Genomic DNA, 22,712 nt, shown 5'->3' on the forward strand with positions numbered 1-22,712 from the left:
GCTCGATCGCATGCGAAAGGGTATCGTGTCCGCTTATCTGAATGCCGTCGGTTCCGCAGTCCCCGGTCATGATATCCACACGGCCTTCATTGGTTGGGCGCGCGCGCGGGTCGATGCGCGCGCGGAACGCGTGTTCGACCGGATGGCGGCGCGATCGGGCATTGCGCACCGCTGGTCGGTGCTGCCGCCGACCGCGAACGGTGGTTCGCCGATCGACGATGCCGGCTTCTACGCGGTCGAGCCGCATCCGGGCACCGCCGCCCGAATGACGCTGTATGCGGAACATGCCCCGGATCTGGCGATCCGCGCGATCGAGGCGTTGCGCGCAAAGATCGCGGTCGAGGGCATCACGCATCTCGTGGTGGCGAGTTGCACCGGCTTCGTCGCGCCCGGCATCGACCAGATCATCGCGCGGCGGCTCGGCCTCGCGTCAAGCGTCGAGCGGCTGCTGATCGGCTTCATGGGCTGCTATGCCGCGGTCGTAGCGTTGCGCAGCGCGCGCCACATCGTCCGCTCCGAGCCCCGCGCGCGCGTACTGGTCGTGACCGTCGAGCTGTCCACGCTGCACCTGCAACCCGCGAGCGAGCTCGAATCGCTGCTGGCGATGCTCCAGTTCGGCGATGGTGCCGCGGCGGCGCTGGTGACGGCGGATTCAACCGGGTTCGCGCTCGACACGCCGTTTGCGGCGACTCTGGCCGATAGCGAGGCTCTGATCCGCTGGGACGTCACCGATGCGGGGTTCGCCATGCATCTGTCGGGCGAGGTACCCGGACGGATCGCCACCGCGCTGTCCGATGCGACTTTTCGCAATATCGTCAGCGATGGGCGAAAGCCGAACGATATCGACGCTTGGGCGGTGCATGCCGGCGGTCGATCGATCCTCGACGCGGTAGAGCATTCGCTCGATCTGAAACCGGATGCACTCGCCGCGTCGCGTCAGGTGCTTTCGGAGAACGGCAACATGTCGTCGGCGACGTTGATGTTCGTGTTCGAACGGTTGCTCGCCGGGCCGCGGGTCGAGCACGGTGTGGCGCTGGCGTTTGGGCCGGGCCTCGCGGCGGAGGGCTTCGGGTTCCGGAGCGCGGCATGAGCCTCGCGGTCCGCAGCCAGGCCGAAGAACTGATGGACGCCGACGATCTCGACGCGGCGACCTATGCCGACGTCGTTGGCGATCTCGCCACGGTCAACACGGCGACGATGGCCCGCCGCCCGACGCTCGATTTTCTCGCGAGGGCGACGGCGGGGCGGAAAAGCTTCCGGTTGCTCGACGTGGGGTTCGGTGACGGCGACATGCTGCGGCGGATCGCACGTTGGGCGAAGGCGAAAGGCATCGAGGCGGAGTTGGTCGGGGTCGATCTCAACCCGCGCAGCGAACGGGCGGCGCGGGCGCATGGCGGGGCGATCCGCTATGTCACCGGCGACTATGCCGACCTCGCCGACGAGCCCTGGGACGTGATCGTCAGCAGCCTCGTCGCGCATCATATGAGCCACGACCAGCTGATCGCGTTCCTGCGGTTCATGGAGGAGCATGCGAGCGCGGGGTGGTTCGTCAACGACCTCCACCGTCACGGGTTCGCGCGTTGGGGTTTTCCAGTGCTTGCGACGATCGCACGCTGGCACCCGATCGTCCGGCACGACGGGACGCTGTCGATCGCGCGCAGCTATCGCCCCGACGAATGGCCGCCGCTGCTGGCCGAGGCCGGCGTCACCGAGGCGAAGGTCCGCCGCGTCTTTCCGTTCCGGTTATGCGTCGAACGCCTGCGCTGATCGTCGGCGGCGGGCTCGCCGGTGCGGCGACCGCGATCGGCCTCGCACGCGCCGGCCTGCCGCATCTGCTCGTCGAGCGATCGCGCGAGACCGGTGACGCGATCTGCGGCGGGTTCCTCAGTTGGCGAACGCTGGAGACGCTCGCCGGCCTCGGGATCGATCCGGACACGCTCAACCCCGAACGCGTTACGCGGGCGCGCATTTTCGCTGGCAGCCGCCGCGCAGAAGCCGCCCTGCCCTATCCGGCGGCTTCGGTTACGCGCCGCCGGCTCGATACGGTCCTGCTGGCCGAAGCCGAACGACTGGGCACGCCGGTCGAACGCGGCGTCACCGTGCGCGAAATCGATGGGACGAGCGCACGGCTCGCGGACGGTGCGACGATTGCGACCGACGCGCTGTTCCTCGCGAGCGGCAAACACGACGTACGTGGCATGACTCGCCCCGAAGACGCGCGCGGTGCCGACCCGACCCTGGGTATCCGGGTGAGGATCGCCCCCTCGCCTGCGCTGAGCCAATCGCTCGCCGGAGCCATCGAGCTTCATCTGTTCGACCGAGGCTATGCCGGCCTGGCGATGCAGGAGGACGGCACCGCGAACCTGTGCATGGCCGTACACCGCTCGCGGCTTCAGGCAGCCGGCTCCCCCGCGCAACTGCTCGAAGCGCTCGGCCGAGACATGCCCGCGCTCGGCGAATGGGTCGCGCTGATCGAGCCGAACGCCTCGATCGATGCCATCGCCAACGTCCCCTATGGCTGGCGCCAACGCACCGGAGTCGATGCGATGTTCCGCCTCGGCGACCAGGCGGGCGTGATCCCTTCGCTCGCCGGCGAAGGCATGGGCATCGCGCTTGCCAGCGGCGCCGCCGCCGCGCGCGCCTACGAGAACGGTGGTCCCGCCGCCGCCTCGTCATGGCAGGAGGATTTCGCCCGCCGCCTTGCCCGCCCGATCGGTATCGCCGGCATCGTCCGTCACATCGCGGAGAGCGAACGCGCCGCGTGGGCCCTCCCTTTCATGCGCCCCACACTGATCCAGGTCATCGCCAACGCAACCAGATTGGGGCAACCTTGAAATCCGCCCCGCGACACGACCCGCCGACACGCCCCGCCAGCACGAGATGCATGTCCATGGACCAGCTCAATCTTTCCGAGGCCGAGTGGCGCAAGCGGCTCACTCCCGAGCAATATCACGTGCTCCGAGAAGCCGGCACCGAGCGCGCCTTCGCAGGCGTCCTCAACGACACCAAGGCCGACGGCATCTACCGGTGCGCGGCGTGCAGCAACGAACTGTTCGACAGCGCGGACAAATATGACTCCGCCTCGGGCTGGCCTAGCTTCACCCAGCCGATCCGCCCCGACGCGGTCACCGATCACACCGATCGCAGCCACGGCATGACCCGCATCGAAACCCGGTGCGCGCGCTGCGACAGCCATATGGGCCACGTCTTCCCGGACGGCCCGCCACCGACCGGACAGCGCTATTGCATGAATTCGCTATCGCTCGAATTCCGACCGCGCAAACCGAACGTCGCGGCCTGATGTCGCTTGTAGGGCGGAGGCATCGCGCGTAATTCTGCGGCCACATGGCTCGTACGCGTTCTGCTCCCCCGTCTCGCCGGTCCCCAACTCCCCCGGCGTCACGCTGGCGGCGGCGGCTGGTCGTGTTCCTGCAGCTTTGCGTCGGGATCGGCGTTCTCGCGCTCGGTGCGCTGGCGATCGCGGTCTATATCGCGATGTCGCAGCTGCCGAGTTTCGACAGCCTGAAATCGTCGCCCAACGGCCAGATGATCCGCGTCCATGCCGCCGATGGCACGGTGATCGTGTCGATGGGGCCGAGCTTTGGCGAATGGCTGCCCTACGGACAGATCCCCAAGCTGATGCGCGACGCGACCGTCTCGGTCGAGGATCGCCGCTTCCGTTCGCATATCGGCGTCGATCCGGTCGGTGTCGCACGCTCGGTGAAGGTGCGTTACGATCGCGGTCACTGGACGCAAGGGGGCTCGACGATCACGCAGCAGCTTGCGCGTACGGTCTTCCTCAACAACCAGAAGAAGTTCGGCCGAAAATTCCGCGAGGCGATCCTGGCGTTCGCGCTCGAATGGAAGTTCACCAAGGATCAGATCCTCGAACTCTATCTGAACAAGGTCTATTATGGCGGCGGCGCCTACGGGATCGACGCGGCGAGCCGGAAATTCTTCGGCCACGGCGCGGATCATCTGAGCCTCGCCGAGGCCGCCGTCATCGCCGGCTTGGTCAAGGCGCCGTCCAACTACTCGCCGACCGCTGATGCGGAAGCCGCGATGGGCCGCGCCGGCGTCGTGCTGGAGACGATGCAGGAAAACGGTGCGATCACCGCGTCCGAAGCTGCCAATGCAGACGTATCCGGACTGAAACTTGCGCCTGAGCCCAGGCAGAACAGCGTTCGCTACTTCACCGACTGGGCGCTACCGCAGCTCGATACGCTGATCGACGAGACGACCGAGCCACTCGAAGTCTGGACGACGCTCGATCTCAACATGCAGCGGCAGGCCGATGCGGCGATCCGCGCCAATGCCCCGGCCGGAGCCCAGGGCGCGCTGGTCGCGCTCGACCGTGGCGGCGAAGTGCGCGCGATGGTCGGCGGCAAGGATTACGTGTCGTCGATCTACAACCGCGCGACGCAGGCGGTCCGCCAGCCGGGCTCGTCGTTCAAGCTGTTCGTCTACCTCGCCGCGCTGGAGGCGGGTCACAAGCCCGAGGATTCGATCGTCGACGAGCCGGTGACGATCAACGGCTGGAGCCCGCGCAACGATTCGCGCCGCAACTCCGGCGCGGTCAGCTTGCGCACCGCGTTCGCCTATTCGCTCAACACCATCGCCGCGAAACTGGGGCAGGAGGTCGGCTTCACCACGGTCGCCGACATGGCGCGGCGTTTCGGGATCACGACGCCGGTCAACACGCATCCGTCGATGGTGCTGGGCACGTCCGAGGTCCGCGTGATCGACATGACGCGCGCGTTCGCGTCGGTCGCCAGCAAGGGCGTCGCGGTGACGCCGTACGGAATCACGCGCGTCACCGCGAACGGCCAGACGATCTACACGCATGAGGTCGATCGCAGCCACGTGCTCGTCGCACCGTATGTCGCTGCCGAGATGACCGACCTGCTGCAGACCGCGGTCAACACCGGAACCGGTCGCGCGGCCCAGATCGGCCGGCCGGTCGCGGGCAAGACCGGCACGACCAGCTCGTCGAAGGATGGCTGGTTCCTCGGCTTTTCGAGCGGGATCACCACCGGCGTGTGGATGGGCCGCGACGATGCCAAGCCGATCGCCGGCCTGCACGGCGGCACCGCGCCCGCAAAGGCATGGGCCGCGTTCATGAAACCCGCGACCGCCAACCGTCCGATCGAGCAGTTCGATACCAAGGTCACGCTGCCCGAATGGCAGCTCGAGCCGGACGAGGAGAGCTATTTCGGCCAGCCCGACAACGGCCAGATGGCGGTCGACGCGGACGGAAATCCGATCGAGCAGGGCCAGCCGCCCGTGCCGACCGATGCGCAGACGGGCGACACGATTCCGCGGCCCGATGCGGACCAGCCCGAGGCGGTGCCGGCTCCGCCTCCGCAGCAGATGAATCAGGACTGGATCGATCGGGTCACCGGACGTGAGCGGCGCGAGCCGTCACGAGATCCGTCACCGGCAGGGCGCCAGCCGCTGCAGCGCGACGTGCCGCGCGACCAGGTCCAGACGCAACGCTTCCAGAGCGACCGCTATCAGGAAGACCGCCCGAACCAGTGAAGCCCCGCCCCATGCGTCCGTAACCAAACGCGGGCGGGCGTCGGGTCTTCGCCGTAGAGGTGCTCGACCAGCGCGTGGAAGACCGGCGCGTGGTTCATGTGGACACGGTGCGCGACTTCGTGCGCGACGGTGGCGCGGCGGACCCAGCTCGGCGCGAGGATCAGGCGCCAGCTGTAGCGGATGATGCCGCTCGATGCACAGCTGCCCCAACGACCCTTGGCATCGCCGACCGCGACCTGGGTGACGCTGACCTTCGCCTTGGCGGCGTATTCTGCGGTTTCGGTTTCCAGCACGGCGAGCGCGGTGCGCTTGAGCCATGCCTCGACACGACGCGCGATGGTTTCGGAAGGACCGGACAGCGAGAGGACCGAGCCTTCGCGAACTACGGTTCGGCGACTACCGGGCGTCCACTCGATCGTCAGCGGCTCGTCGGCGACGGTGACGACCGCGCCGGGCACGAACGGCCGCGGCCGGGGTAGTAACGCGCGCTGTTCGGCGATCCAGCCCGCCTTGTCCTCCGCCCATGCCAGTGCCTGCTTTAGTGCCGCACGCTTCGGGAGAACCAGCCTCGCCCGGCCGCTCGCGGGATCGATCGACAGACGCGCGCGGCGGGCGCGCGGGTGACGGACGATCTCAAGACCTTCGATCATCGGGCGATCACGGCTTACAGCTCGCGGTCGATCACGTGGTATTCGAGCTCGCCGGCCTCGTCCTCGCTGATCGTCCAGCCGCGCACCGATTGCTTGGCACGGTGGACCGCGTCGCGGTCGCCGCAGACGAGGTAATGCCATTCGGGCAATTGCTCGCCGGCCGCGCGCAGGCGGTAGGCGCAGGTCGAGGGTAGCCAGTCGATCCCGCGGACGTTGCCGGTCGTCAGCCTTACGCACTCAGGCACATAGGCGTGACGGTGGCGATAATCGGAGCATTGCCCGCTGCGCCGGTCGAGCAGGCGGCACGACACGTTGGTCGCGACGAGCTCGCCGGTATCCTCGTCCTCGAGCTTGTGGATGCAGCATTTGCCGCACCCGTCGCACAAGGCTTCCCACTGGCCGCGGTCGAGCTGGTCGATCGGCGTATCTTCCCAGAAGCGCGCGCTCACCGGACCCAGCGCTTTATCTCTGTAGCCACCGCATCGGGCCCTTGTTCCTGCGGCAGCAAAGCGATGGGCTTGCCGTCCGGGTCCATCAGATAGGCTTGGCGGCTGTGGTTTACGAGGTAGCCACCGCCCGGCGATGCATCGCCCTTGCTCGAATACACTGCATATTCGGTCTTGATCTTGGCGATCTGCGCGTCGGTGCCGGTGAGACCGATCATGCGCGGGTGGAAGGCGGAGACGAACTGCTTGAGCACCGCGGGCGTATCGCGCGCCGGGTCGACCGTCACGAACACCGGCACGATCTTCGCGGCGATCGCAGGGTCGCTCGATTCCAGTTGTTTCACCGCAGCGCCGATCGCCTGGACATCCGTCGGACACACATCGGGACAGAAGGTGTAGCCGAAATACATGATCCGGTATTTGCCATTAAAGTTGCGCTCAGCAACAGTCCCCCCATTCTGGTCCGTCAGCGTGAAGGCGCCGCCGATCCGGGCACCTTCGAGCGGCGGCTTGGCGGGGGGGGCGGACGCAGTGCAGGCCGACAGGGCGAGCGCCGGTATGAGAAGGAAACGGAGGGTCATGATGCCGCCAGCCTTGATCTGTTCGCTACTGCGGCGCAAGCGTCACCCCATATCCAGGACGAACCAAGGAAGTCTCTCGATGCGTATCCGCCTGATGCTCGCCGCTACCCTCCTGACGCCTGCGCTCGCCTGCGTCGCGGCGCCCGCGTTCGCGCAAGGCCAGTCTGAGGGGTACAAGTTCCTGTCCGCGGTGCGCGATGCGAAGAACAACGAGGTGCTGGAGATGCTCGGCAAGCCCGGCAGCAACATCATCAACACGCGCGACGTGACCAGCGGCGAAGGCGCGCTCCACATCGTCATCAAGCGCGGCGACGAGGTCTATCTGCGCTTCCTGCTGCAGAAGGGTGCGGACGCGAATTTGCGCGACGGCAAGGGCAACACGCCGCTGCTCCTCGCCGTGACGCTGGGCCAAACGGGCATGATCCCGATCCTGACCGCGGCGGGCGCGAACCCGAATCTGGCCAATTCGGCGGGCGAGACGCCGCTGATCCGCGCCGTGCAGCGCCGCGACGTGGGAATGATACGGGTGCTGCTGAACGAGAACGCCGACCCCGATCAGGCGGATATCATGGCGGGCATGTCCGCGCGCGCCTATGCCAAGCAAGACGGACGCAATCCGATCGTGAGCAAACTACTGGAAGACGCGCCGAAAAAAGTGCGGAAAGCGGTGTCGGGACCTAAGTTCTGAAGTTTGAATAGCGGTCGCTATCGACCCGCTAAGTGAAACGCACTTGGCCCCACCCCCGTCATCCTGACGAAAGTCAGGATCCAGAGCCATCAAGGATAGCGTTCCGTTACTCTGGATCCTAACTTTCGTCAGGATGACGGATGTCAGAACGCCAATCCGTCGGCCTCCGGGTCCATCTGAGCTATCAACCGCCGCGCCGCGCGTCGCGCGAACGCCAGCGTACACCGTTTCCGCACATGCGCCGGCAACGGCACGGTATGCGCTTCCCGCACGATCGCCGCGTCGTAGCGGTCCGCGACGATGATCCCGGTCCGTTCGGGCAGAAACGCAGGTCCGTTCAAAGGCCCCACATCGAACCCCGCCGGGACCGCCCAAAAATACCGGTCGCAATGCCCGAGATAATCCGGCCACTTCCCGTCGCCGAGCAGGTCGGCGCGCGACACCTTGATCTCGACGATGACGATCTGCCCACGCGCATCCACCGCCATCAGGTCGGCGCGGCGGCCGCCATCTAGTGGCACTTCGGTCATCGCGGTGAGGTCATGGCGCAGCAACATCCGGATCACGCCGCGCGCCACGTCGGCGGCGCACATTGCCGAATCGGGGGGCGATCCAAGTTCGTCGATGCAGGAGTCCGGCGGCATATCGAGCATGCCCCGGAAATAGAACAATCCGCGAACGAGGCAAGCTCATTCGCGGATTGCTCGGCGCGGTCAGCCCGCCTCGCCCTTCAGCGGCCGGGCGAGCAGATCGCCAATGACGTCGCTCACCGGAGCGCCCTCCAGCAGACGGCAGACGGCTTCGGTGATCGGCATGTCGACGCCGGCATCGCGTGCGGCTTCGCGAAGGACGGGCGCGGTGAAAGCGCCTTCCGCGACGGTCCGGCGATCTGCCAGCAAGGTCGCCGCCGAATCACCGCGCCCCAAGCCGACACCCAGCGAGAAGTTGCGCGAACTGGTCGAGGAACAGGTGAGCACGAGATCGCCCAGCCCCGAAAGACCCGCCAGCGTCTCCGCGCGCGCACCACGTGCCTGGCCGAACCGGGTCATCTCGGCGAACCCGCGCGCGATCAATGCCGCCCGCGCGTTCTGGCCAAGCCCCGCCCCCTCGACCACGCCGCAACCTATTGCGAGCACGTTCTTCACCGCGCCACCGATCTCCGCACCCGCGACGTCGGTCGAGGCGTAAGTCCGAAAATGCCGAGCCGCGAGGCGTGTCGCAAGGCGTTCGCCAAGCTCTGCATCTTCGCAGGCGAGCGTCACTGCCGTCGGCAACCCGGCGGCGACCTCATGCGCGAAGGTCGGTCCCGAGAGCACCGCGATCGGCGCGGCAGGATGCACCGCGCGCGCGACCTCACCGACGAGCCGCTTGCTGCCCGCCTCGATCCCCTTCGCGCAAAGCACGAGCGGGATGCTGCCGATCGGGGCAGCCGCGAGTACGTTGCCGACGTGCTGGGCCGGCGCAACGACGAGGATCGCATCCATGTCCGCCAGCGCGGCGAGGTCGTCGGTCGCGCGAATCGTCGGCGACAGCGCGACGCCGCCGAGGAATAGCGTATTCTCATGGGCGGCGTTGATCGACTCGACCACCGCCCCCTCGCGCGCCCACAGGATCACCTCGCGACCGCCATATGCTGCAACCTGCGCGAGTGCAGTGCCCCAGGCACCGCCACCGATGACGCCGATCTTCATGCCTTCACTCCGGCGCCGCGTACCGCTTCGGCATTCGGATCGAGCGGCCAGCGCGGACGCGCGGCAACGTCGAGCGGGTCGGTAAGGCCGGCAGCGAACCGCTCGGCGCCCGCCCACCCGATCATCGCCGCGTTGTCGGTGCAAAGCCACAAGGGCGGCGCGACGAAGCGGAGACCATGCGCGCTCGCGAGACCCTGCAACGCGGTACGAACCGCGGTGTTGGCCGCGACCCCGCCCGCGACGACGAGTGCGGTGGCACCGTGCGAGGTCCGCAGCGCCTTGGTCGTGCGGTCGATAAGGCAGTCCACTACCGCCGCCTGGAACGAGGCGGCGATATCTTCGGGCGAATACTGGCCGACGACACGCGCGACCGCGCTCTTCAGTCCCGCGAACGAGAAATGCGGTTCGGCCGAACCTTTCAGCGGGCGCGGCAAAGGAACCGCCTTCGGGTTACCCAACGCCGCGGCCCGTTCCAAGGCGGGGCCGCCGGGGAAGCCCAGTCCCAAGAGCTTGGCGGTCTTGTCGAACGCTTCGCCCGCCGCATCGTCGATCGTCGTGGCGAGACGCCGATACGCACCGACACCCTCGACTAGCAGCAACTGGCAATGCCCGCCCGATACGAGCAGCAGCAGATACGGAAACTCCAGGTCCGGGTCCGACAGCCGCGGCGACAAGGCGTGACCTTCAAGATGATTGACCGCGATCAACGGCTTACCCGCGGCGTGCGCGAGCGCCTTGCCGGTGACGAGCCCGACCATCACCCCGCCGATCAGCCCCGGCCCCGCGGTTGCGGCGATCGCATCGACATCCGCCAGCGTCAGCTTCGCGTCCGCCAGGGCGGCGACGATCAGCGGCTCCAGCGCCTCGACATGCGCGCGCGCGGCGATCTCCGGTACGACGCCGCCGAACGGGGCGTGCGCCGCTTCCTGCCCCAGCAGGCGGTGTGCGAGGACCTGCCGGTCGCCGGTGACGAGCGCGGCGGCGGTTTCGTCGCAGGAGGATTCGATGCCGAGAATGATCATCGCGTGTCTGTATATGCCTGCGTGAAGCTTGTCGAAGCCCCGGCGTTTATGCATGGCGCATCGATGACTCGTTTTCGGCTCGGTACGCGGGGATCGCCGCTCGCTCTTACTCAGGCAGGCCTGGTCCGCGATGCCTTGTGCGCGGCACATGGCTGGTCGGCGGACAGCGTCAAGACGGTCGTGATCCGCACTACCGGCGACCGCGTGCAGGATCGCGCGCTCGCCGAGATCGGCGGCAAGGCGCTGTGGACCAAGGAACTCGACCGCGCGCTGCACGACGGCGACATCGACTGCGCGGTGCATTCGATGAAGGACGTCGAGACCATCCGGCCGCACACGCTGAAGATCGCGGCGATGCTGCCGCGTGCCGACGTACGCGATCGACTGATCGGCGCGGAGACCTTCGCCGACCTGCGACCCGGGGCCGTCGTCGGCACGAGTTCGCCGCGACGCCGCGCGCAGATGCTGAGGCTGCGGCCAGACCTGGAGATCGTGCTGATCCGCGGCAACGTCGACACGCGGCTCAGCCGGGTGGCGAGCGGCGAGATGGACGCCACGCTGCTGGCGGCCGCGGGGCTGGATCGACTGGGTCGCGACGATTGCGGCCACGCGATCCCCACCGACGTGATGCTGCCCGCGCCCGCACAGGGTGCGGTCGGCGTCGAAGTCCTCGCCGGCAGCGCGGCACACGCGATCGTTGCCGCGATCGATCATGCCGACACCAGCCTGTGCGTGCTCACGGAACGCGCCCTGCTCGCGCGGCTCGGCGCGGATTGCCACTCGCCGGTCGCCGCCCTCGCGTCGCTGGCAGGCGAGACGCTGACGTTGCGCGCCGAGCTGATCGCCGAGGACGGGACCTGCGACGTTGCCGGATCGATCGAGGGCGGCGCGGGCGAAGACCTCGGCACGATGCTGGCGATTGACCTCCTCACGCGGGCGCCGGCCAGCGTTCGCCGGTTGTTCGCGGCATGACGGCCGCCCACGCCGTCGTCGTCGTGCGGCCGGAGCCCGGCAATTCGCGGACTGCGGCGGCGCTGCGGGCGCTCGGGCTCGACGTACGGCAGGTTCCGCTGTTCGCCGTAACGGCGGTCGACTGGGGCATACCCGATCCGGCGGGGTTCGACGGACTGTTGCTGACCAGCGCAAACGCGGTGCGGCATGGTGGAGCGGGACTGGACGCGCTGAAGCGCCTGCCGGTCGTCGCGGTCGGGGCAGCAACGGCGGCAGCGGCGACCGAAGCCGGCTTCGCGGTTGCAGTGACGGGGTCGAGCGATGCCCGCGATGCCGTTTCCGAAGCGCGAGATCGCGGCTTTGCGCGCCTCCTGCATCTGGCCGGGCGCGATCGTGCCCCGACCGACGAGGACATCAAGGCGGTCACCGTCTACGCCAGCGATGCCGTACCGATCGACGCGGACACCGCGCGATCGTTCGCCGACACCGTCGTTCTGCTGCATTCCGAACGCGCCACGACCCGGCTGAAAGACATGCTCGATACGGCGGGCGTGGACCGATCAACGATCGAGATCGTCGCGATCAGCGCGGCCGTCGGCGAAGCTGCGGGAACCGGCTGGGCCACCGTCTCGATCGCGCCGCAACCGAGCGATCCGGCGCTCGTCGCGCTCGCTGCTGCACGTGCGAACATACGCGCGATTGACCATCCGGTGCGCGGCGGGGATAAGCACGCCATGAGCGACCATGTGCCGACCGATCGCCCACGGGCACGCGGACCCAGAATGGGCGTCATCATCGCCTTGACCGCGCTTGCGTTCATCGCCGGGCTGGCGCTGATGGCCTATGCCGCACGGCGGTTGCCGTGGTTCGGCGCGACGCGTTCGGCCACCGTGGGTGCACAAGTCGCAGGACAGAAAGCGGGCGCCGGCAACGCGGGCTATATTCCTTCGCAACCGCTCGGCCCGGACGGCCAGCCCCAGGCTCCTGCCCCCGTCGACACCGCCGTACTGGCAACGCGGGAGGCGACGCTGGCCGGCCAGTTGACCGCGCTCGAGGCACGCACCGCGACAATCACCACCGATGCCGCCGCCGCCGGCGCGCAGGCGACGCGCGCGGAAGGCTTGTTGGTCGCGTTCGCTGCGCGTCGTTCGCTCGATCGCGGGGTCGGTCTCGGGTACCTGGAGGAACAGTTGCGTCTGCGGTTCGGTCAAGCCCAGCCGCGCGCGACGATGCTGCTGATACAGGCCGCACGCCAGCCGGTGACGCTCGAGGACCTTCGCCAGGGGCTCGACGCAATCGCGCCGGACATCACGAGTTCGACGGGCGAGAACTGGCTCGACACGATCCAGCATCAGATCGATTCGTTGATCGTGTTGCGCAAGGCCGGAACGCCCTCACCAATGCCGGCCGACCGCCTGGCACGTGCGCGACGCCTCCTGGGCGCGGGGCAGGTCGAGGCGGCACGGGCCGAAGTCGCCCGCCTGCCCGGTGCGGCCCAGGCCGGCAACTGGATGGATGCGGCACGCCGCTACGTCGTCGCTCGCCAGGCGCTGGACGTGATCGAGAACACGGCGCTGATCGGCCAGGCAGGACAGCCACAGCCCGCGCCGGTGGTGATCCCTACGCCCGAAGCGGCACCGCCCGTGATAGACACCGCGCCGGACCCGTCGGGCATCTGAACCAAGACACGCCTGCGTCCTTGAGTCGTCCAAGGCGGTCAAACCCGGCTGCAACTTGGCCCATGGCAGTGCCGGGACCCAGGCGTGTTGTGCAGCGCGAGCGCCGGTACGCAGGACCCTGTACGATAGCCGAGCACTCCATCGGCGACGTCTATAGGCTTTGTTCGCGCAGCGCATGACGGACCCGAGCAAGCCGTTTGGCGGGACGTTCGGATGGCTCCCGCGTGACTTACCCCTGCACTCTCTCGATCAATGCCATCGCCGCGTGAGGCGCGCGAACCTTGGCACCGTTGATGAAGAACACGAACGTCTCCCGCGTCTTCTTCGTCGGCGCTGCGTCCTCGACATAGGGTAAGCCCTCGGGCCGTCCGCCGGCGGCCCAGATCTTCGCCTTGTCCGCCCATTCGTCCAGCGCGGTCGGCGCGTAGCCTGCGACGAAGCGCTCCTCGGCATTCTCCAGTCGCGCATAGACGAAGTCGCCGGTCACATCGGCGATCGCGGGATATTCCGCCGATTGCGCGAAGACGATCACGACGCCAGCATCGCGGCACATCGCGACGAATTCCGGCACCGCGAAACTCTCGTGCCGGACATGGATCGCATGGCGCAGCGCGAGCCCGTCCTGCTTGGCCGGCAACAGTTTCAGGAACGCGGCGAAATCGTCGGCGTCGAATTTCTTGGTCGCCATGAACTGCCACAGGATCGGCCCGAGCCGGTCGCCGAGTTCGACGATCCCCTGCCCCGTGAACTTCGCGATCGACTCCCCCGCCTCGGCCAGCACCTTCCGGTTGGTGCAATAGCGCGAGGCCTTGAGCGAAAACACGAACCCGTCGGGCACCGCCTTCGCCCATGACGCGAACGTCGCCGGCTTCTGGCTGCCGTAATAGGTGCCGTTGATCTCGATCGCGGTAACGTGCTCGGCGGCATAATCGAGCTCGCGCTTCTGCGCCCATTTCTCCGGATAGAAGGTCCCGCGCCACGGCTCGTAGGTCCAGCCGCCAATACCGATTCTGATGGTCATGGTCGCAAGTGTAGCGCGCTGGAGAAGGGCTTGGCGATGCCCTATTCGGTGGTGACGCCGCGCAGCCCCGGCAGGTCGAGGATACGCACCTGCGCATAGGCGATCGCGACCAGGCCATCGCGCTCGAACCGCTTCAGATGCCGGTTGAGTGTCTGGCGAGCGATGCCGACCACGCCGGCTAGCTCCTCCTGCCGTATCGTGATCCGACCGTCTCCCGCCTGCGATGCCCGCATCAGCGCCTGCGCCAGCCGAACCCGGATCGACTGCCCGACACTCTGCGCGATGAACCGCAATGCGGTGCGTTGGTGCGCACACACGAGCAGGCCAAGATCGCGATAAAGCTCCGGATCCGCTGCCGCCGCTCGCGCGAACGCCGCCACCGGCACATGCAGCAGTCGCGCCGCGCCGAACGCAGTCGCGTCATGCGGCCTCGGATGACCGTCCAGCGTGGACAATTCGCCGAACCACGTCCCCGGTCGCACGATCAGCGCGAGCAGTTCCGCACCATTGGCGGACAGCCCCTTCAACCGGACCTGCCCGTCCAGAACCGCCCACAACCCGTTCGGCGGATCGCCGGAGCCGTAGATTCGCGCGCCGTTCTCCAGCACCTCGACGCGTGCCTCCTGCAACAGGCGCTCGCGACGGCTTACGGGTATCGCTCCGAACCAGGTGTCGGTCGCCAGTATGTCGTGATCCGCATCATGCATCTCCCGAAGCTAGGCAAAATTTCGAGATTGTCACCATCGAGACACTCTTCTTGGCAGCCTGCTCGTACAAGGCGGCAACGATAAGGAGGCGGATGATGGCAACGGCACTGAAAGCGATGGAACCGACTGCGGCAACGACGACGATCAAGGAACAGGTATCGGCCGAGGAATGGGCGCTGCGCGTCGATCTCGCCGCCGCGTACCGGCTGGTCGCGCTGTACGGCTGGGACGATCTGATCTTCACGCATCTGTCGGCGCGTGTCCCCGGACCCGAGCATCATTTCCTGATCAATCCGTACACGCACATGTTCGAGGAGATCACGGCGTCGTCGCTGGTCAAGATCGACGTCGACGGCAACAAGGTCATGGACACCCCCGCCCCGGTCAACCGCGCGGGTTTCGTGATCCACTCGGCGGTCCACGCGGCGCGCCACGACGCAGTCGCGGTGCTGCATCTCCACACGCCGCACGGCCAGGCGGTGTCGGCGATGGCCGAAGGGTTGCTCCCGCATACGCAGACCGCGATGATCGCCGGGCACGATGTCGCCTATCACGACTTCGAGGGCATCGCGACGGAGCTGGAGGAGCGCGAGCGGCTGGTTCAGGATCTCGGCACGAAGAACGCGATGATCCTGCGCAACCACGGCACGCTGACGGTGGGCGAGTCGGTACCGCAGGCGTTCCTGCGGATGTATTTCCTGGAGCGTGCTTGCGAGGCGCAGGTCCTGATGCTCAGCGCCGGCCGCGAGAATTTGAACACCCCGAACCAGGGCGTTGCCGAAAAGGTCGAGGGACAGTCGAGCGGTGCGGGCATCCGCATGCTTGCCGACGGGCTCGCCTGGCCGGCGCTGTTGCGGAAACTCGACCGGGTCAATCCGGGCTATCGGGACTGACCGCGACCGGTTTGGGAGGGCAGCGCATGCCGCATTACGGCGATTACCAGAACGAGATCTATTTCGCCGGCCTCGCCGGCGTCGTCCCGAAGGTCCCGGTCGATTTCGCGTCGCTCGAGGCGCGCGCGACAGCGGCGCTACCGCCGTCGGTGCTCGGCTATCTGCAGGGCGGGTGCGGCGACGAGTTTACGCAGCGCCAGAATGCCGACGCGTTCCGGCATTGGGGCATGACGCCGCGGATGATGGTGGATGCCACGCGTCGCGACCTGTCGATCGACCTGTTCGGCATGATGCTGCCCAGCCCGATCTTCATGAGTCCGGTCGGAATCAACGGAATCTGCACGCAGGACGGGCACGGCGATCTTGCCGCCGCGCAGGCGGCCGCGCTCACCGGCGTTCCCCTGATTCAGTCGACGCTCTCGAACGATCCGCTCGAAGCCGTCGCCGCGGCGATGGGCGACACGCCCGGCTTCTTCCAGCTCTACACGCCCAAGGACAAACCGCTCGCCGAAAGCCTCGTCCACCGTGCCGAAGCGGCCGGGTACAAGGCGATCGTGGTCACGCTCGACACCTGGGTGACCGGCTGGCGCCCGCGCGACCTGAACGTCGCGAACTTCCCGCAACTGCGCGGCCATGTGCTGGAGAATTACTTCAGCGACCCGGTCTTCCGCGCGATGCTGGCCAAGCCACCGCGCGAGGATCTGCCGGCGGCTGTTCGGCAATGGGCCGGGACGTTCGGCAAGGTGCTGACATGGGACGACATGCCCTGGCTGCGATCGATGACCAAGCTGCCGATCGTCCTGAAGGGGATCTGCCATCCCGACGACACCCGGCGCGCGATCGATCTGGGTGCGGACGCGATCTACTGCTCGAACCACGGCGGCCGGCAGGCGAATGGTGGGATCGCGGCGATCGACATGCTGCCCGCGGTGGTCGAGGCGAGCGGGACCGTACCGGTTCTGTTCGATTCGGGCATCCGGTCGGGCAGCGACGTCGTCAAAGCGCTCGCGCTCGGCGCCACCGCGGTCGGAATCGGCCGGCCCTACACGTACGGCCTAGCGCTCGACGGGGCGACCGGCGCCGCGCACGTGCTGAAATGCATCCTCGCCGAAGCAGACTTGCTGATGGCGGTGAACGGCTACCCGACGCTCGCCGCCGTCCGGGAGGCCGGAGCGACGCGGACGGGCCGCTAAAGCAAGACGATCAGGCGGCCGTTTCGTCGAGCCGGCGTGCCTCTTCGACCAGCATCACGGGCACGCCATCGCGGATCGAATAAGCGAGCCCAGCAGCGTCCGAAATCAGTTCCTGCGCGGCCTCGTCATAGCGAAGCGGCGTACGCGTCATCGGGCAGACGAGGCGTTCGAGCAGCCACGGATCCAACGGCTTCATCGTCAAACTCCTTCGCCCCGTGAAGGCGACGCCGCGGCAGCCCGGACAATGCGACCGGACTCGCTGCCGATCGTCATCACGGCACCGTGCGCGCGACCCTTGCTGGGCGACGTCACTGCAACGTCACCGATTCGTCGCCGTCGTGGCGTCCGAAGAACTGCATCAGCTGGATGATCAGTTCGGCGCGCTGCTCGATATTCGGCGCCTCCAGCAAAGCCTGCTTCGCGGCCGCATCGAACGGCGCGATCTGGGCGATGCCGTTGACTAGGCTTTCGTCGTCGAGCCGTCCGACCGCATCCCAATCGACCGCATAGCCCTGCATGTCCGCGAACCGACGCGATTCCATCTCCAGCGAAGACCGCCGCCCGAGCGACAGCGCATCGTCCTCGATCAACGGCAGCAACTCCGCCTCGACTTGGCGGAACGCAGTCGTCACATCGAGTTCGCGGACGATCCGGAACAGCGCGATGCCTTCCAGGACGACGTTGTAGCGCCCGTCGTCGAGCGCCTCGACCTCGGCGATCTTGCCGACGCAGCCGATGTCGTAAAGCGCGCTCTCGTCATCATGCGGTCCGCCCCGCGGCTGGATCATGCCGATCCGCCGGTCGCGCGCCATCGCATCGCTGATCATCGCCCGATAGCGCGGCTCAAACATATGCAGCGGCAGGTGCATGCCGGGGAACAGGAGCGCCCCCGGCAGCGGGAAGATCGACAGTCGCGTCGTCGTGCGCGGGGGGGTGGCGCGCGGGGGGGCGGACTCGGTGGTCATCCGAACAGGATCGCAGACAGGCGGCGTCGCTGTCCAGACACCCAAGGGTCTTCGAGCCCAACGGCTTCGAACAGTTTCAGCAACTGCGTCCGTGCCGCGCCCTCGTTCCAGTCGCGCTCCGTGGCGATGATGCCAAGGAACGTGTCGGCCGCCGCATCGCGATCGTTCGCCGCCATCTGGCCGTTGGCGAGCGCGAACCGGGCGTGCAGGTCGTCGGGGTTCGCCTCGACCGCAGCCAGCAGCGGCGACAGGTCCTCGACAGGGGGCGCGGACTGCGCGAGCGCGAGTGCGGCCTGCGCACGGTGGATCGCCGGATCCTTGGCGATCGCCGGGTCGAGGTTCGCCAGCCAGTCGGTCGCCTCGTCGAGCTGCCCGGTCGCGACCAATGCGCGGACGAAGCCGGCATGGACCTGTGGATGCTCGGGCGCGATCTCGGCGATCTCACGGAAGATTCCGAGCGCGCGCTCGCCGTCGCCCTCGGCCAGCGCCTCTTCGCCCACCGCGATAAGCGGCTCGACGTCGGGCGCCGCGTCCGTGCCGCCAGCTTCGATCGGCAGCTGCTTGAGCAGCTGGTCCAGGATCACGCGCAGCTGCGATTCGGTGCGCGCGCTGGTCATGTCGGCGACCAGCTGGCCCTGGAACATCGCATAGACGGTCGGGATCGACTTGATCTGGAATTGCGCGGCGATGAACTGGTTCTTGTCGGTATCGACCTTCGCCAGCACGACGCCCTTGTCGGCATAATCCGCAGCGACCTTCTCCAGCGTCGGCGTCAGCGCCTTGCAAGGCCCGCACCATTCCGCCCAGAAATCGATGATCACGAGCTTCGTCATGGACGGTTCGACGACATCGCAACGGAACGCCTCGACGGCGTCCTTCTCCGCGGGGGACATTCCAAGCGTGGCCAAGTTCAACTCCCGTGTAATTCTAGCGCTATTTGGGGGGCGCCCGTGTCGAATGCCACCTCTAGAGCATGGAGGCTGAATTTCCACGTATCGTCGACGCGTTGCCTGTCTTCGGTCCGTCTCCCTGGGTCCGTCTCACTGACCTGTCACTCCGGACCGTCACCCCAGCGAACGCTGGGGTGACGAGTCTAAGTTAGAGCGCTTAGGGACGAGATCGAACACTCTCGCGTCATTTCCCCCTCAATGCCCGTCATATTCCCCCTCAATGAAAGTCGCGCGACTTGGGCAGGACGCGGACGTCGCGTGGATGCTGGCCACGGGGTGTCCGTCCGTCAGGGCCGCGTGGGAGGACGGGTCGGATCACCTCGTCGACTCGCGCGAGCGGCGGCTCCAGCGTTTGATCTTCCGACAACAGCCGCAGCATGTCGGTGCGGTCCTGCACGCGCGACGTCATCAAATGCGTCACCCCTTCCTCGCTGCGCTGGATCACGCCCTCCAGCACCATCAGTCGCGATGCCATCACCGCGCGGCGGTTCGCCTCGAAATCGCGTGCCCACATCAGCCCGTTGGTGACTCCGGTCTCGTCCTCGATCGTCACGAAGATCGCATTGCCCTTGCCCGGCCGCTGGCGGACCAGGACGACGCCGGCGACCTTCGCGCGCCGCCCGTCCTTGACCGCGTTGGCCTGCGCGCTCGACAAAACCCCCTCGGCGGCGAAGCGGGCTCGGAGGAATTGCATCGGGTGCGCCTTCAACGACAGCCGCGTCGTCTGGTAATCTGCCGCCACCTGTTCGGAGAGCGGCATCGGCGGCAAATGCGCGTCGGGTTCCGCGCCAAGCTCGGGCACCTCTGCCGCCGCAAACAACGCAAGCTGCTTGGGAGGCGTCCGGCGCACATCCCACAAAGCCTCGCGCCGGTCCTTCGCCACCGATCGAAACGCATCCGCATCGGCAAGCAGGTTCATCGCCCGTTGCGGCAGGTTGGCGCGACGGGCGAGGTCCTCGATACTGGCGAACGGCCCGCCCGCCCGCGCCTCGACGATCGCCTCCGCCCAGTCCTTCCGAAACCCATCCACCTGCCGAAACCCGAGCCGCAAATCCTCCCCGGCACGGGGGAGGGAACCGTCCGCAGGAGGGTGGAGGGGGGGCGCCGCAAACGTCCCGCCTGGAAGAGTGATGGGCCTATCCGCGCCGCCAGTAACACGCCCAGTCGCCAGCGATACGTCTGTGGAAGTTCCCCTCCACCTCACTTCGCGCGGTCCCCCTCCCCGTGCCGAGGCGGATAAGCTGTTATCCCACTCACTCGCATTCACATCGACCGGCAGCACGGTAACCCCATGCTCGACCGCATCGCGCACCAATTGCGCCGGCGCATAAAACCCCATCGGCTGCGAATTGAGCAACGCACAGCAAAACACCGCCGGATGGAAGCATTTGATCCAGGACGACACATACACCAGCCGCGCGAACGACAGCGCATGGCTCTCCGGAAATCCGTACGATCCAAACCCCTCGATCTGCTTGAAACAGCGCTCAGCAAACTCCGCCTCATATCCACGCGCAACCATCCCGCCGATGAGCTTCGCTTGGAAATTGTTCATCCCCCCCACCTTGCGGAAAGTCGCCATAGACTTGCGCAGCTCATTGGCCTCGTCAGGCGTGAACTTCGCCGCGACGATCGCCAGCTTCATGGCCTGTTCTTGGAACAGCGGCACGCCGTACGTCTCGCCGAGCAGCACTTCGAGTTCATCGTGGGGCCCATGCTCAGGCGATGGCGAAGGATAGACCACGACCTCCTTTTTCGCCCGCCGCCGCAGATACGGATGCACCATGTCGCCTTCGATCGGCCCGGGCCGAACGATCGCCACCTGGACCACCAGATCGTACAGTTTCCGCGGTCGCAGACGGGGCAGCATGTTGATCTGGGCGCGGCTTTCGACCTGGAACACGCCGATGCTGTCGCCGTCGCACAGCATGTCGTAGACCTTGGAATTCTCATCGTTGGCGATCGTCTTCAGTTCGTGATCGCCGAGCCCGTGCTGCCGCATCAAGTCGAAGCTCTTGCGGATGCAGGTCAGCATGCCGAGCGCGAGGATGTCGACCTTCATCAGGCCGAGGCAATCGATATCGTCCTTGTCCCATTCGATGAACGTGCGGTCCTCCATCGCGCCATTGTGGATCGGCACGATCTCGTCGAGCCGCCCCTGCGTGAGCACAAATCCGCCGACATGCTGCGACAGATGGCGGGGGAATTCGAGCAGCCGTTCGACCATGTCCTGCAACCGGGCGATTTCCGGATTGGCCACGTCGAACCCCGTTTCGGCGAAGCGCCGTTCAGGAAAACGGTTCGAAAAGCTGCCCCAAACCGTACTGGTCAGGCGTTGCGTCACATCCTCGGTGAAGCCCAGCGCCTTGCCGACCTCGCGCACGGTGCTGCGCGATCGGAAATGGATGACGGTCGCCGCGATCGCCGCGCGCTCCCGACCATAGCGGCGGTAGATATACTGCATCACCTCCTCGCGCCGTTCGTGCTCGAAATCGACGTCGATATCGGGCGGCTCGCTGCGTTCGGCGGAAACGAAGCGCGAGAAGAGCAGGTCGTGCTTCATCGGGTCGACCGAGGTGACGCCGAGCACATAGCATACCACCGAGTTGGCAGCGGATCCGCGCCCTTGGCACAGGATCGGGGGAATGACGCTGCGTGCGAACCGGACGATGTCGTGGACGGTGAGGAAGTAATGGGCGTATTTGCACTGCTCGATCAGCGCGAACTCCTCGCGCAAAGCTGGGATCAGCTTGTCGGGCACATAGCCGTCATAATGGTCGATCGCCGATTGCCAGGCGAGATGTTCCAGCCAGCCCTGCGGACTCCAGCCTGCGGGGACGGGCTCATGCGGATATTCGTATTTAAGCTCGTCGAGCGTGAAATCGATCCGCGCGAGCAGCTTGGCCGTCTCGTCGATCGCGTGTGGTCGGTCGCGATAGAGGTGCGCGATCTCGTCCGCATCCTTCAAATGCCGCTCGCCATTGGCGCCAAGCCGCCGTCCGGCACGCTGGATCGTCGTGCCCTCGCGGATGCAGGTGACGATGTCGTGTAGCGGCCGATCGTCCGCCATCGCATAGCGCACGTCGTTGGTCGCGAGGATCGGCACGCGTGCCTCCGCAGCGATACGGGCAAGCCGTGTCTGGCGCCGCCGATCGCGACCGCCATGCGGCATCGTCACCCCGAGCCACACCGATCGCCGCGCCAGTGGACGGAGCGCGGCGAGGGTTGATGCGAGGCCGGGATCGTCACGCTTGGGAAGCATGAAATCCTTGAGCGGCACGACAGGTTGCGCACTGGTCCCCGGCATGACGATCAGCAGGATCTCGCCAAGATGCGCGAGCAGGTCATCGAAGCCGAGGATGCAGCCGCCCTTCTCGGCACGGCGGTTGCCGAGCGTCAACAGCCGCGTGAGCCGTCCCCAGCCGGCGCGCGTCGCAGGGTAGGCGACGATGTCGGGCGTACCGTCGGAGAACACGAGGCGCGCCCCGACCACCAGCTTGAAGCCGAAGGGAGCAAGATTCGCACCAAGCTGACCTTTTTTCGCCCGTTCGTGAGCATCATACGCGCGCACCACACCGGCAACGGTGTTGCGGTCGGCGATACCGATCCCCGCCAGCTTCAATTCTATTGCGCGACCGACGATGTCGCTGGGATGGCTGGCGCCGTCGAGGAACGAGTAATTGGTTGCCGCGACAAGTTCCGCGAACGCCGGCCCGGCCGGCCCGTTCATGCCAACA

At 66.9% G+C, this 22,712-nt stretch carries 22 protein-coding genes; 10 read left to right on the forward strand and 12 right to left on the reverse strand.

The genetic code is table 11. The annotated features are described in order from the left end of the window. The first annotated feature begins 10 nt into the window (after positions 1–10). The 5 genes from AC1MLZ_RS11820 to AC1MLZ_RS11840 are packed head-to-tail and all read left to right on the forward strand — an operon-like array spanning position 11 to position 5,538. A complete protein-coding gene (locus tag AC1MLZ_RS11820; RefSeq protein WP_480958631.1) occupies positions 11–1,090 on the forward strand; it encodes a type III polyketide synthase in 1,080 nt (359 codons plus the stop codon). Continuing rightward, positions 1,087–1,767: a methyltransferase domain-containing protein gene (locus AC1MLZ_RS11825; RefSeq protein ID WP_480958632.1), complete on the forward strand. Its 681-nt coding sequence runs from the start codon at positions 1,087–1,089 to the stop codon at positions 1,765–1,767. Before AC1MLZ_RS11820 ends, AC1MLZ_RS11825 begins: the two co-directional genes overlap by 4 nt. Further along, positions 1,746–2,834 (forward strand): NAD(P)/FAD-dependent oxidoreductase, encoded by a 1,089-nt coding sequence (locus AC1MLZ_RS11830; RefSeq protein ID WP_480958633.1) that lies wholly within the window; start codon positions 1,746–1,748, stop codon positions 2,832–2,834. The genes AC1MLZ_RS11825 and AC1MLZ_RS11830 overlap by 22 nt, the downstream gene beginning before the upstream one ends. Positions 2,835–2,890: 56 nt before the next feature. After that, positions 2,891–3,301 (forward strand): peptide-methionine (R)-S-oxide reductase MsrB, encoded by a 411-nt coding sequence (gene msrB, locus AC1MLZ_RS11835; RefSeq protein WP_480961534.1) that lies wholly within the window; start codon positions 2,891–2,893, stop codon positions 3,299–3,301. 44 nt (positions 3,302–3,345) lie between these two features. Beyond that, a complete protein-coding gene (locus tag AC1MLZ_RS11840; protein WP_480958634.1) occupies positions 3,346–5,538 on the forward strand; it encodes a transglycosylase domain-containing protein in 2,193 nt (730 codons plus the stop codon). Here AC1MLZ_RS11840 and AC1MLZ_RS11845 read toward each other — a convergent pair. The 3 genes from AC1MLZ_RS11845 to AC1MLZ_RS11855 are packed head-to-tail and all read right to left on the reverse strand — an operon-like array spanning position 5,514 to position 7,215. Next, complete coding sequence (locus AC1MLZ_RS11845) at positions 5,514–6,188, reverse strand: M48 family metallopeptidase (protein WP_480958635.1); 675 nt, start codon at positions 6,186–6,188, stop codon at positions 5,514–5,516. The genes AC1MLZ_RS11840 and AC1MLZ_RS11845 overlap by 25 nt on opposite strands. A gap of 14 nt (positions 6,189–6,202) precedes the next feature. Then, positions 6,203–6,637 carry a YcgN family cysteine cluster protein gene (locus AC1MLZ_RS11850; protein ID WP_480958636.1) on the reverse strand — a complete coding sequence of 145 codons (435 nt, stop codon included), beginning with the start codon at positions 6,635–6,637 and terminating at the stop codon, positions 6,203–6,205. Next, positions 6,634–7,215: an SCO family protein gene (locus tag AC1MLZ_RS11855; protein ID WP_480961535.1), complete on the reverse strand. Its 582-nt coding sequence runs from the start codon at positions 7,213–7,215 to the stop codon at positions 6,634–6,636. Before AC1MLZ_RS11855 ends, AC1MLZ_RS11850 begins: the two co-directional genes overlap by 4 nt. Positions 7,216–7,294: 79 nt before the next feature. On the opposite strand from AC1MLZ_RS11855, the gene AC1MLZ_RS11860 reads away from it, so the two are divergent. After that, positions 7,295–7,903 carry an ankyrin repeat domain-containing protein gene (locus AC1MLZ_RS11860; RefSeq protein ID WP_480958637.1) on the forward strand — a complete coding sequence of 203 codons (609 nt, stop codon included), beginning with the start codon at positions 7,295–7,297 and terminating at the stop codon, positions 7,901–7,903. Between the two features lie 143 nt (positions 7,904–8,046). Here the strand turns inward: AC1MLZ_RS11860 and AC1MLZ_RS11865 are convergent, their stop codons facing one another. The 3 genes from AC1MLZ_RS11865 to tsaD are packed head-to-tail and all read right to left on the reverse strand — an operon-like array spanning position 8,047 to position 10,616. Beyond that, the gene (locus AC1MLZ_RS11865) at positions 8,047–8,556 is read right to left on the reverse strand and encodes an MmcB family DNA repair protein (RefSeq protein WP_480958638.1); all 510 of its coding nucleotides are present in this window, start codon (positions 8,554–8,556) and stop codon (positions 8,047–8,049) included. 60 nt (positions 8,557–8,616) lie between these two features. Next, positions 8,617–9,594, reverse strand: coding sequence for an NAD(P)H-dependent glycerol-3-phosphate dehydrogenase (locus tag AC1MLZ_RS11870; RefSeq protein WP_480958639.1), 978 nt, complete (start codon positions 9,592–9,594; stop codon positions 8,617–8,619). Beyond that, the gene (gene tsaD / locus AC1MLZ_RS11875; RefSeq protein ID WP_480958640.1) at positions 9,591–10,616 is read right to left on the reverse strand and encodes a tRNA (adenosine(37)-N6)-threonylcarbamoyltransferase complex transferase subunit TsaD; all 1,026 of its coding nucleotides are present in this window, start codon (positions 10,614–10,616) and stop codon (positions 9,591–9,593) included. Before tsaD ends, AC1MLZ_RS11870 begins: the two co-directional genes overlap by 4 nt. A 63-nt stretch (positions 10,617–10,679) precedes the next feature. Between tsaD and hemC the strand changes: the two genes are divergently transcribed. Together hemC and AC1MLZ_RS11885 are read left to right on the forward strand one after the other, a co-directional pair. Further along, entirely contained in the window at positions 10,680–11,588 is a 909-nt protein-coding gene (gene hemC, locus AC1MLZ_RS11880) for a hydroxymethylbilane synthase (protein ID WP_480958641.1), read from the forward strand. Beyond that, a complete protein-coding gene (locus AC1MLZ_RS11885; protein ID WP_480958642.1) occupies positions 11,585–13,246 on the forward strand; it encodes a uroporphyrinogen-III synthase in 1,662 nt (553 codons plus the stop codon). The genes hemC and AC1MLZ_RS11885 overlap by 4 nt, the downstream gene beginning before the upstream one ends. A gap of 229 nt (positions 13,247–13,475) precedes the next feature. On the opposite strand, the gene AC1MLZ_RS11890 is transcribed toward AC1MLZ_RS11885, so the two are convergent. Continuing rightward, positions 13,476–14,267 (reverse strand): DUF72 domain-containing protein, encoded by a 792-nt coding sequence (locus tag AC1MLZ_RS11890; protein ID WP_480958643.1) that lies wholly within the window; start codon positions 14,265–14,267, stop codon positions 13,476–13,478. A gap of 41 nt (positions 14,268–14,308) precedes the next feature. After that, positions 14,309–14,974, reverse strand: a complete 666-nt coding sequence (locus tag AC1MLZ_RS11895; protein WP_480958644.1) for a Crp/Fnr family transcriptional regulator — start codon at positions 14,972–14,974, stop codon at positions 14,309–14,311. Positions 14,975–15,069: 95 nt separating this feature from the next. Between AC1MLZ_RS11895 and AC1MLZ_RS11900 the strand changes: the two genes are divergently transcribed. Further along, positions 15,070–15,867, forward strand: a complete 798-nt coding sequence (locus AC1MLZ_RS11900) for a class II aldolase/adducin family protein (protein WP_480958645.1) — start codon at positions 15,070–15,072, stop codon at positions 15,865–15,867. 26 nt (positions 15,868–15,893) lie between these two features. Next, complete coding sequence (locus AC1MLZ_RS11905; protein WP_480958646.1) at positions 15,894–17,060, forward strand: alpha-hydroxy-acid oxidizing protein; 1,167 nt, start codon at positions 15,894–15,896, stop codon at positions 17,058–17,060. Between the two features lie 10 nt (positions 17,061–17,070). Here AC1MLZ_RS11905 and AC1MLZ_RS11910 read toward each other — a convergent pair whose 3' ends face one another. From AC1MLZ_RS11910 to AC1MLZ_RS11925, 4 genes are all read right to left on the reverse strand, one after another. Beyond that, a complete protein-coding gene (locus AC1MLZ_RS11910) occupies positions 17,071–17,256 on the reverse strand; it encodes a Trm112 family protein (RefSeq protein WP_480958647.1) in 186 nt (61 codons plus the stop codon). Between the two features lie 112 nt (positions 17,257–17,368). Continuing rightward, on the reverse strand, positions 17,369–18,025 hold the full coding sequence (locus AC1MLZ_RS11915) for an LON peptidase substrate-binding domain-containing protein (RefSeq protein WP_480958648.1): 657 nt from the start codon (positions 18,023–18,025) through the stop codon (positions 17,369–17,371). Continuing rightward, entirely contained in the window at positions 18,022–18,918 is an 897-nt protein-coding gene (locus AC1MLZ_RS11920; RefSeq protein WP_480961536.1) for a tetratricopeptide repeat protein, read from the reverse strand. The genes AC1MLZ_RS11915 and AC1MLZ_RS11920 overlap by 4 nt, the downstream gene beginning before the upstream one ends. Before the next feature lie 274 nt (positions 18,919–19,192). Then, on the reverse strand, positions 19,193–22,705 hold the full coding sequence (locus AC1MLZ_RS11925; RefSeq protein WP_480958649.1) for an error-prone DNA polymerase: 3,513 nt from the start codon (positions 22,703–22,705) through the stop codon (positions 19,193–19,195). Between the last annotated feature and the right edge of the window lie 7 nt (positions 22,706–22,712).

It is taken from the genome of Sphingomonas sp. PEI4 (assembly GCF_056679955.1).

Excerpts from the sequence above, each read along its gene's own strand:
- AC1MLZ_RS11820 (WP_480958631.1), top strand. The coding sequence starts at position 11 with ATGCGAAAGGGTATCGTGTCCGCTTATCTGAATGCCGTCGGTTCCGCA.
- AC1MLZ_RS11925 (WP_480958649.1), bottom strand. The coding sequence starts at position 22,705 with ATGAACGGGCCGGCCGGGCCGGCGTTCGCGGAACTTGTCGCGGCAACC.
- AC1MLZ_RS11855 (WP_480961535.1), bottom strand. The coding sequence starts at position 7,215 with ATGACCCTCCGTTTCCTTCTCATACCGGCGCTCGCCCTGTCGGCCTGC.
- hemC (WP_480958641.1), top strand. The coding sequence starts at position 10,680 with ATGACTCGTTTTCGGCTCGGTACGCGGGGATCGCCGCTCGCTCTTACT.
- AC1MLZ_RS11840 (WP_480958634.1), top strand. The coding sequence starts at position 3,346 with ATGGCTCGTACGCGTTCTGCTCCCCCGTCTCGCCGGTCCCCAACTCCC.
- tsaD (WP_480958640.1), bottom strand. The coding sequence starts at position 10,616 with ATGATCATTCTCGGCATCGAATCCTCCTGCGACGAAACCGCCGCCGCG.
- AC1MLZ_RS11890 (WP_480958643.1), bottom strand. The coding sequence starts at position 14,267 with ATGACCATCAGAATCGGTATTGGCGGCTGGACCTACGAGCCGTGGCGC.
- AC1MLZ_RS11830 (WP_480958633.1), top strand. The coding sequence starts at position 1,746 with ATGCGTCGAACGCCTGCGCTGATCGTCGGCGGCGGGCTCGCCGGTGCG.
- AC1MLZ_RS11905 (WP_480958646.1), top strand. The coding sequence starts at position 15,894 with ATGCCGCATTACGGCGATTACCAGAACGAGATCTATTTCGCCGGCCTC.
- AC1MLZ_RS11885 (WP_480958642.1), top strand. The coding sequence starts at position 11,585 with ATGACGGCCGCCCACGCCGTCGTCGTCGTGCGGCCGGAGCCCGGCAAT.
- AC1MLZ_RS11915 (WP_480958648.1), bottom strand. The coding sequence starts at position 18,025 with ATGACCACCGAGTCCGCCCCCCCGCGCGCCACCCCCCCGCGCACGACG.
- AC1MLZ_RS11920 (WP_480961536.1), bottom strand. The coding sequence starts at position 18,918 with ATGTCCCCCGCGGAGAAGGACGCCGTCGAGGCGTTCCGTTGCGATGTC.
- AC1MLZ_RS11860 (WP_480958637.1), top strand. The coding sequence starts at position 7,295 with ATGCGTATCCGCCTGATGCTCGCCGCTACCCTCCTGACGCCTGCGCTC.
- AC1MLZ_RS11900 (WP_480958645.1), top strand. The coding sequence starts at position 15,070 with ATGGCAACGGCACTGAAAGCGATGGAACCGACTGCGGCAACGACGACG.
- msrB (WP_480961534.1), top strand. The coding sequence starts at position 2,891 with ATGGACCAGCTCAATCTTTCCGAGGCCGAGTGGCGCAAGCGGCTCACT.
- AC1MLZ_RS11825 (WP_480958632.1), top strand. The coding sequence starts at position 1,087 with ATGAGCCTCGCGGTCCGCAGCCAGGCCGAAGAACTGATGGACGCCGAC.
- AC1MLZ_RS11845 (WP_480958635.1), bottom strand. The coding sequence starts at position 6,188 with ATGATCGAAGGTCTTGAGATCGTCCGTCACCCGCGCGCCCGCCGCGCG.
- AC1MLZ_RS11870 (WP_480958639.1), bottom strand. The coding sequence starts at position 9,594 with ATGAAGATCGGCGTCATCGGTGGCGGTGCCTGGGGCACTGCACTCGCG.
- AC1MLZ_RS11910 (WP_480958647.1), bottom strand. The coding sequence starts at position 17,256 with ATGAAGCCGTTGGATCCGTGGCTGCTCGAACGCCTCGTCTGCCCGATG.
- AC1MLZ_RS11895 (WP_480958644.1), bottom strand. The coding sequence starts at position 14,974 with ATGCATGATGCGGATCACGACATACTGGCGACCGACACCTGGTTCGGA.
- AC1MLZ_RS11865 (WP_480958638.1), bottom strand. The coding sequence starts at position 8,556 with ATGCTCGATATGCCGCCGGACTCCTGCATCGACGAACTTGGATCGCCC.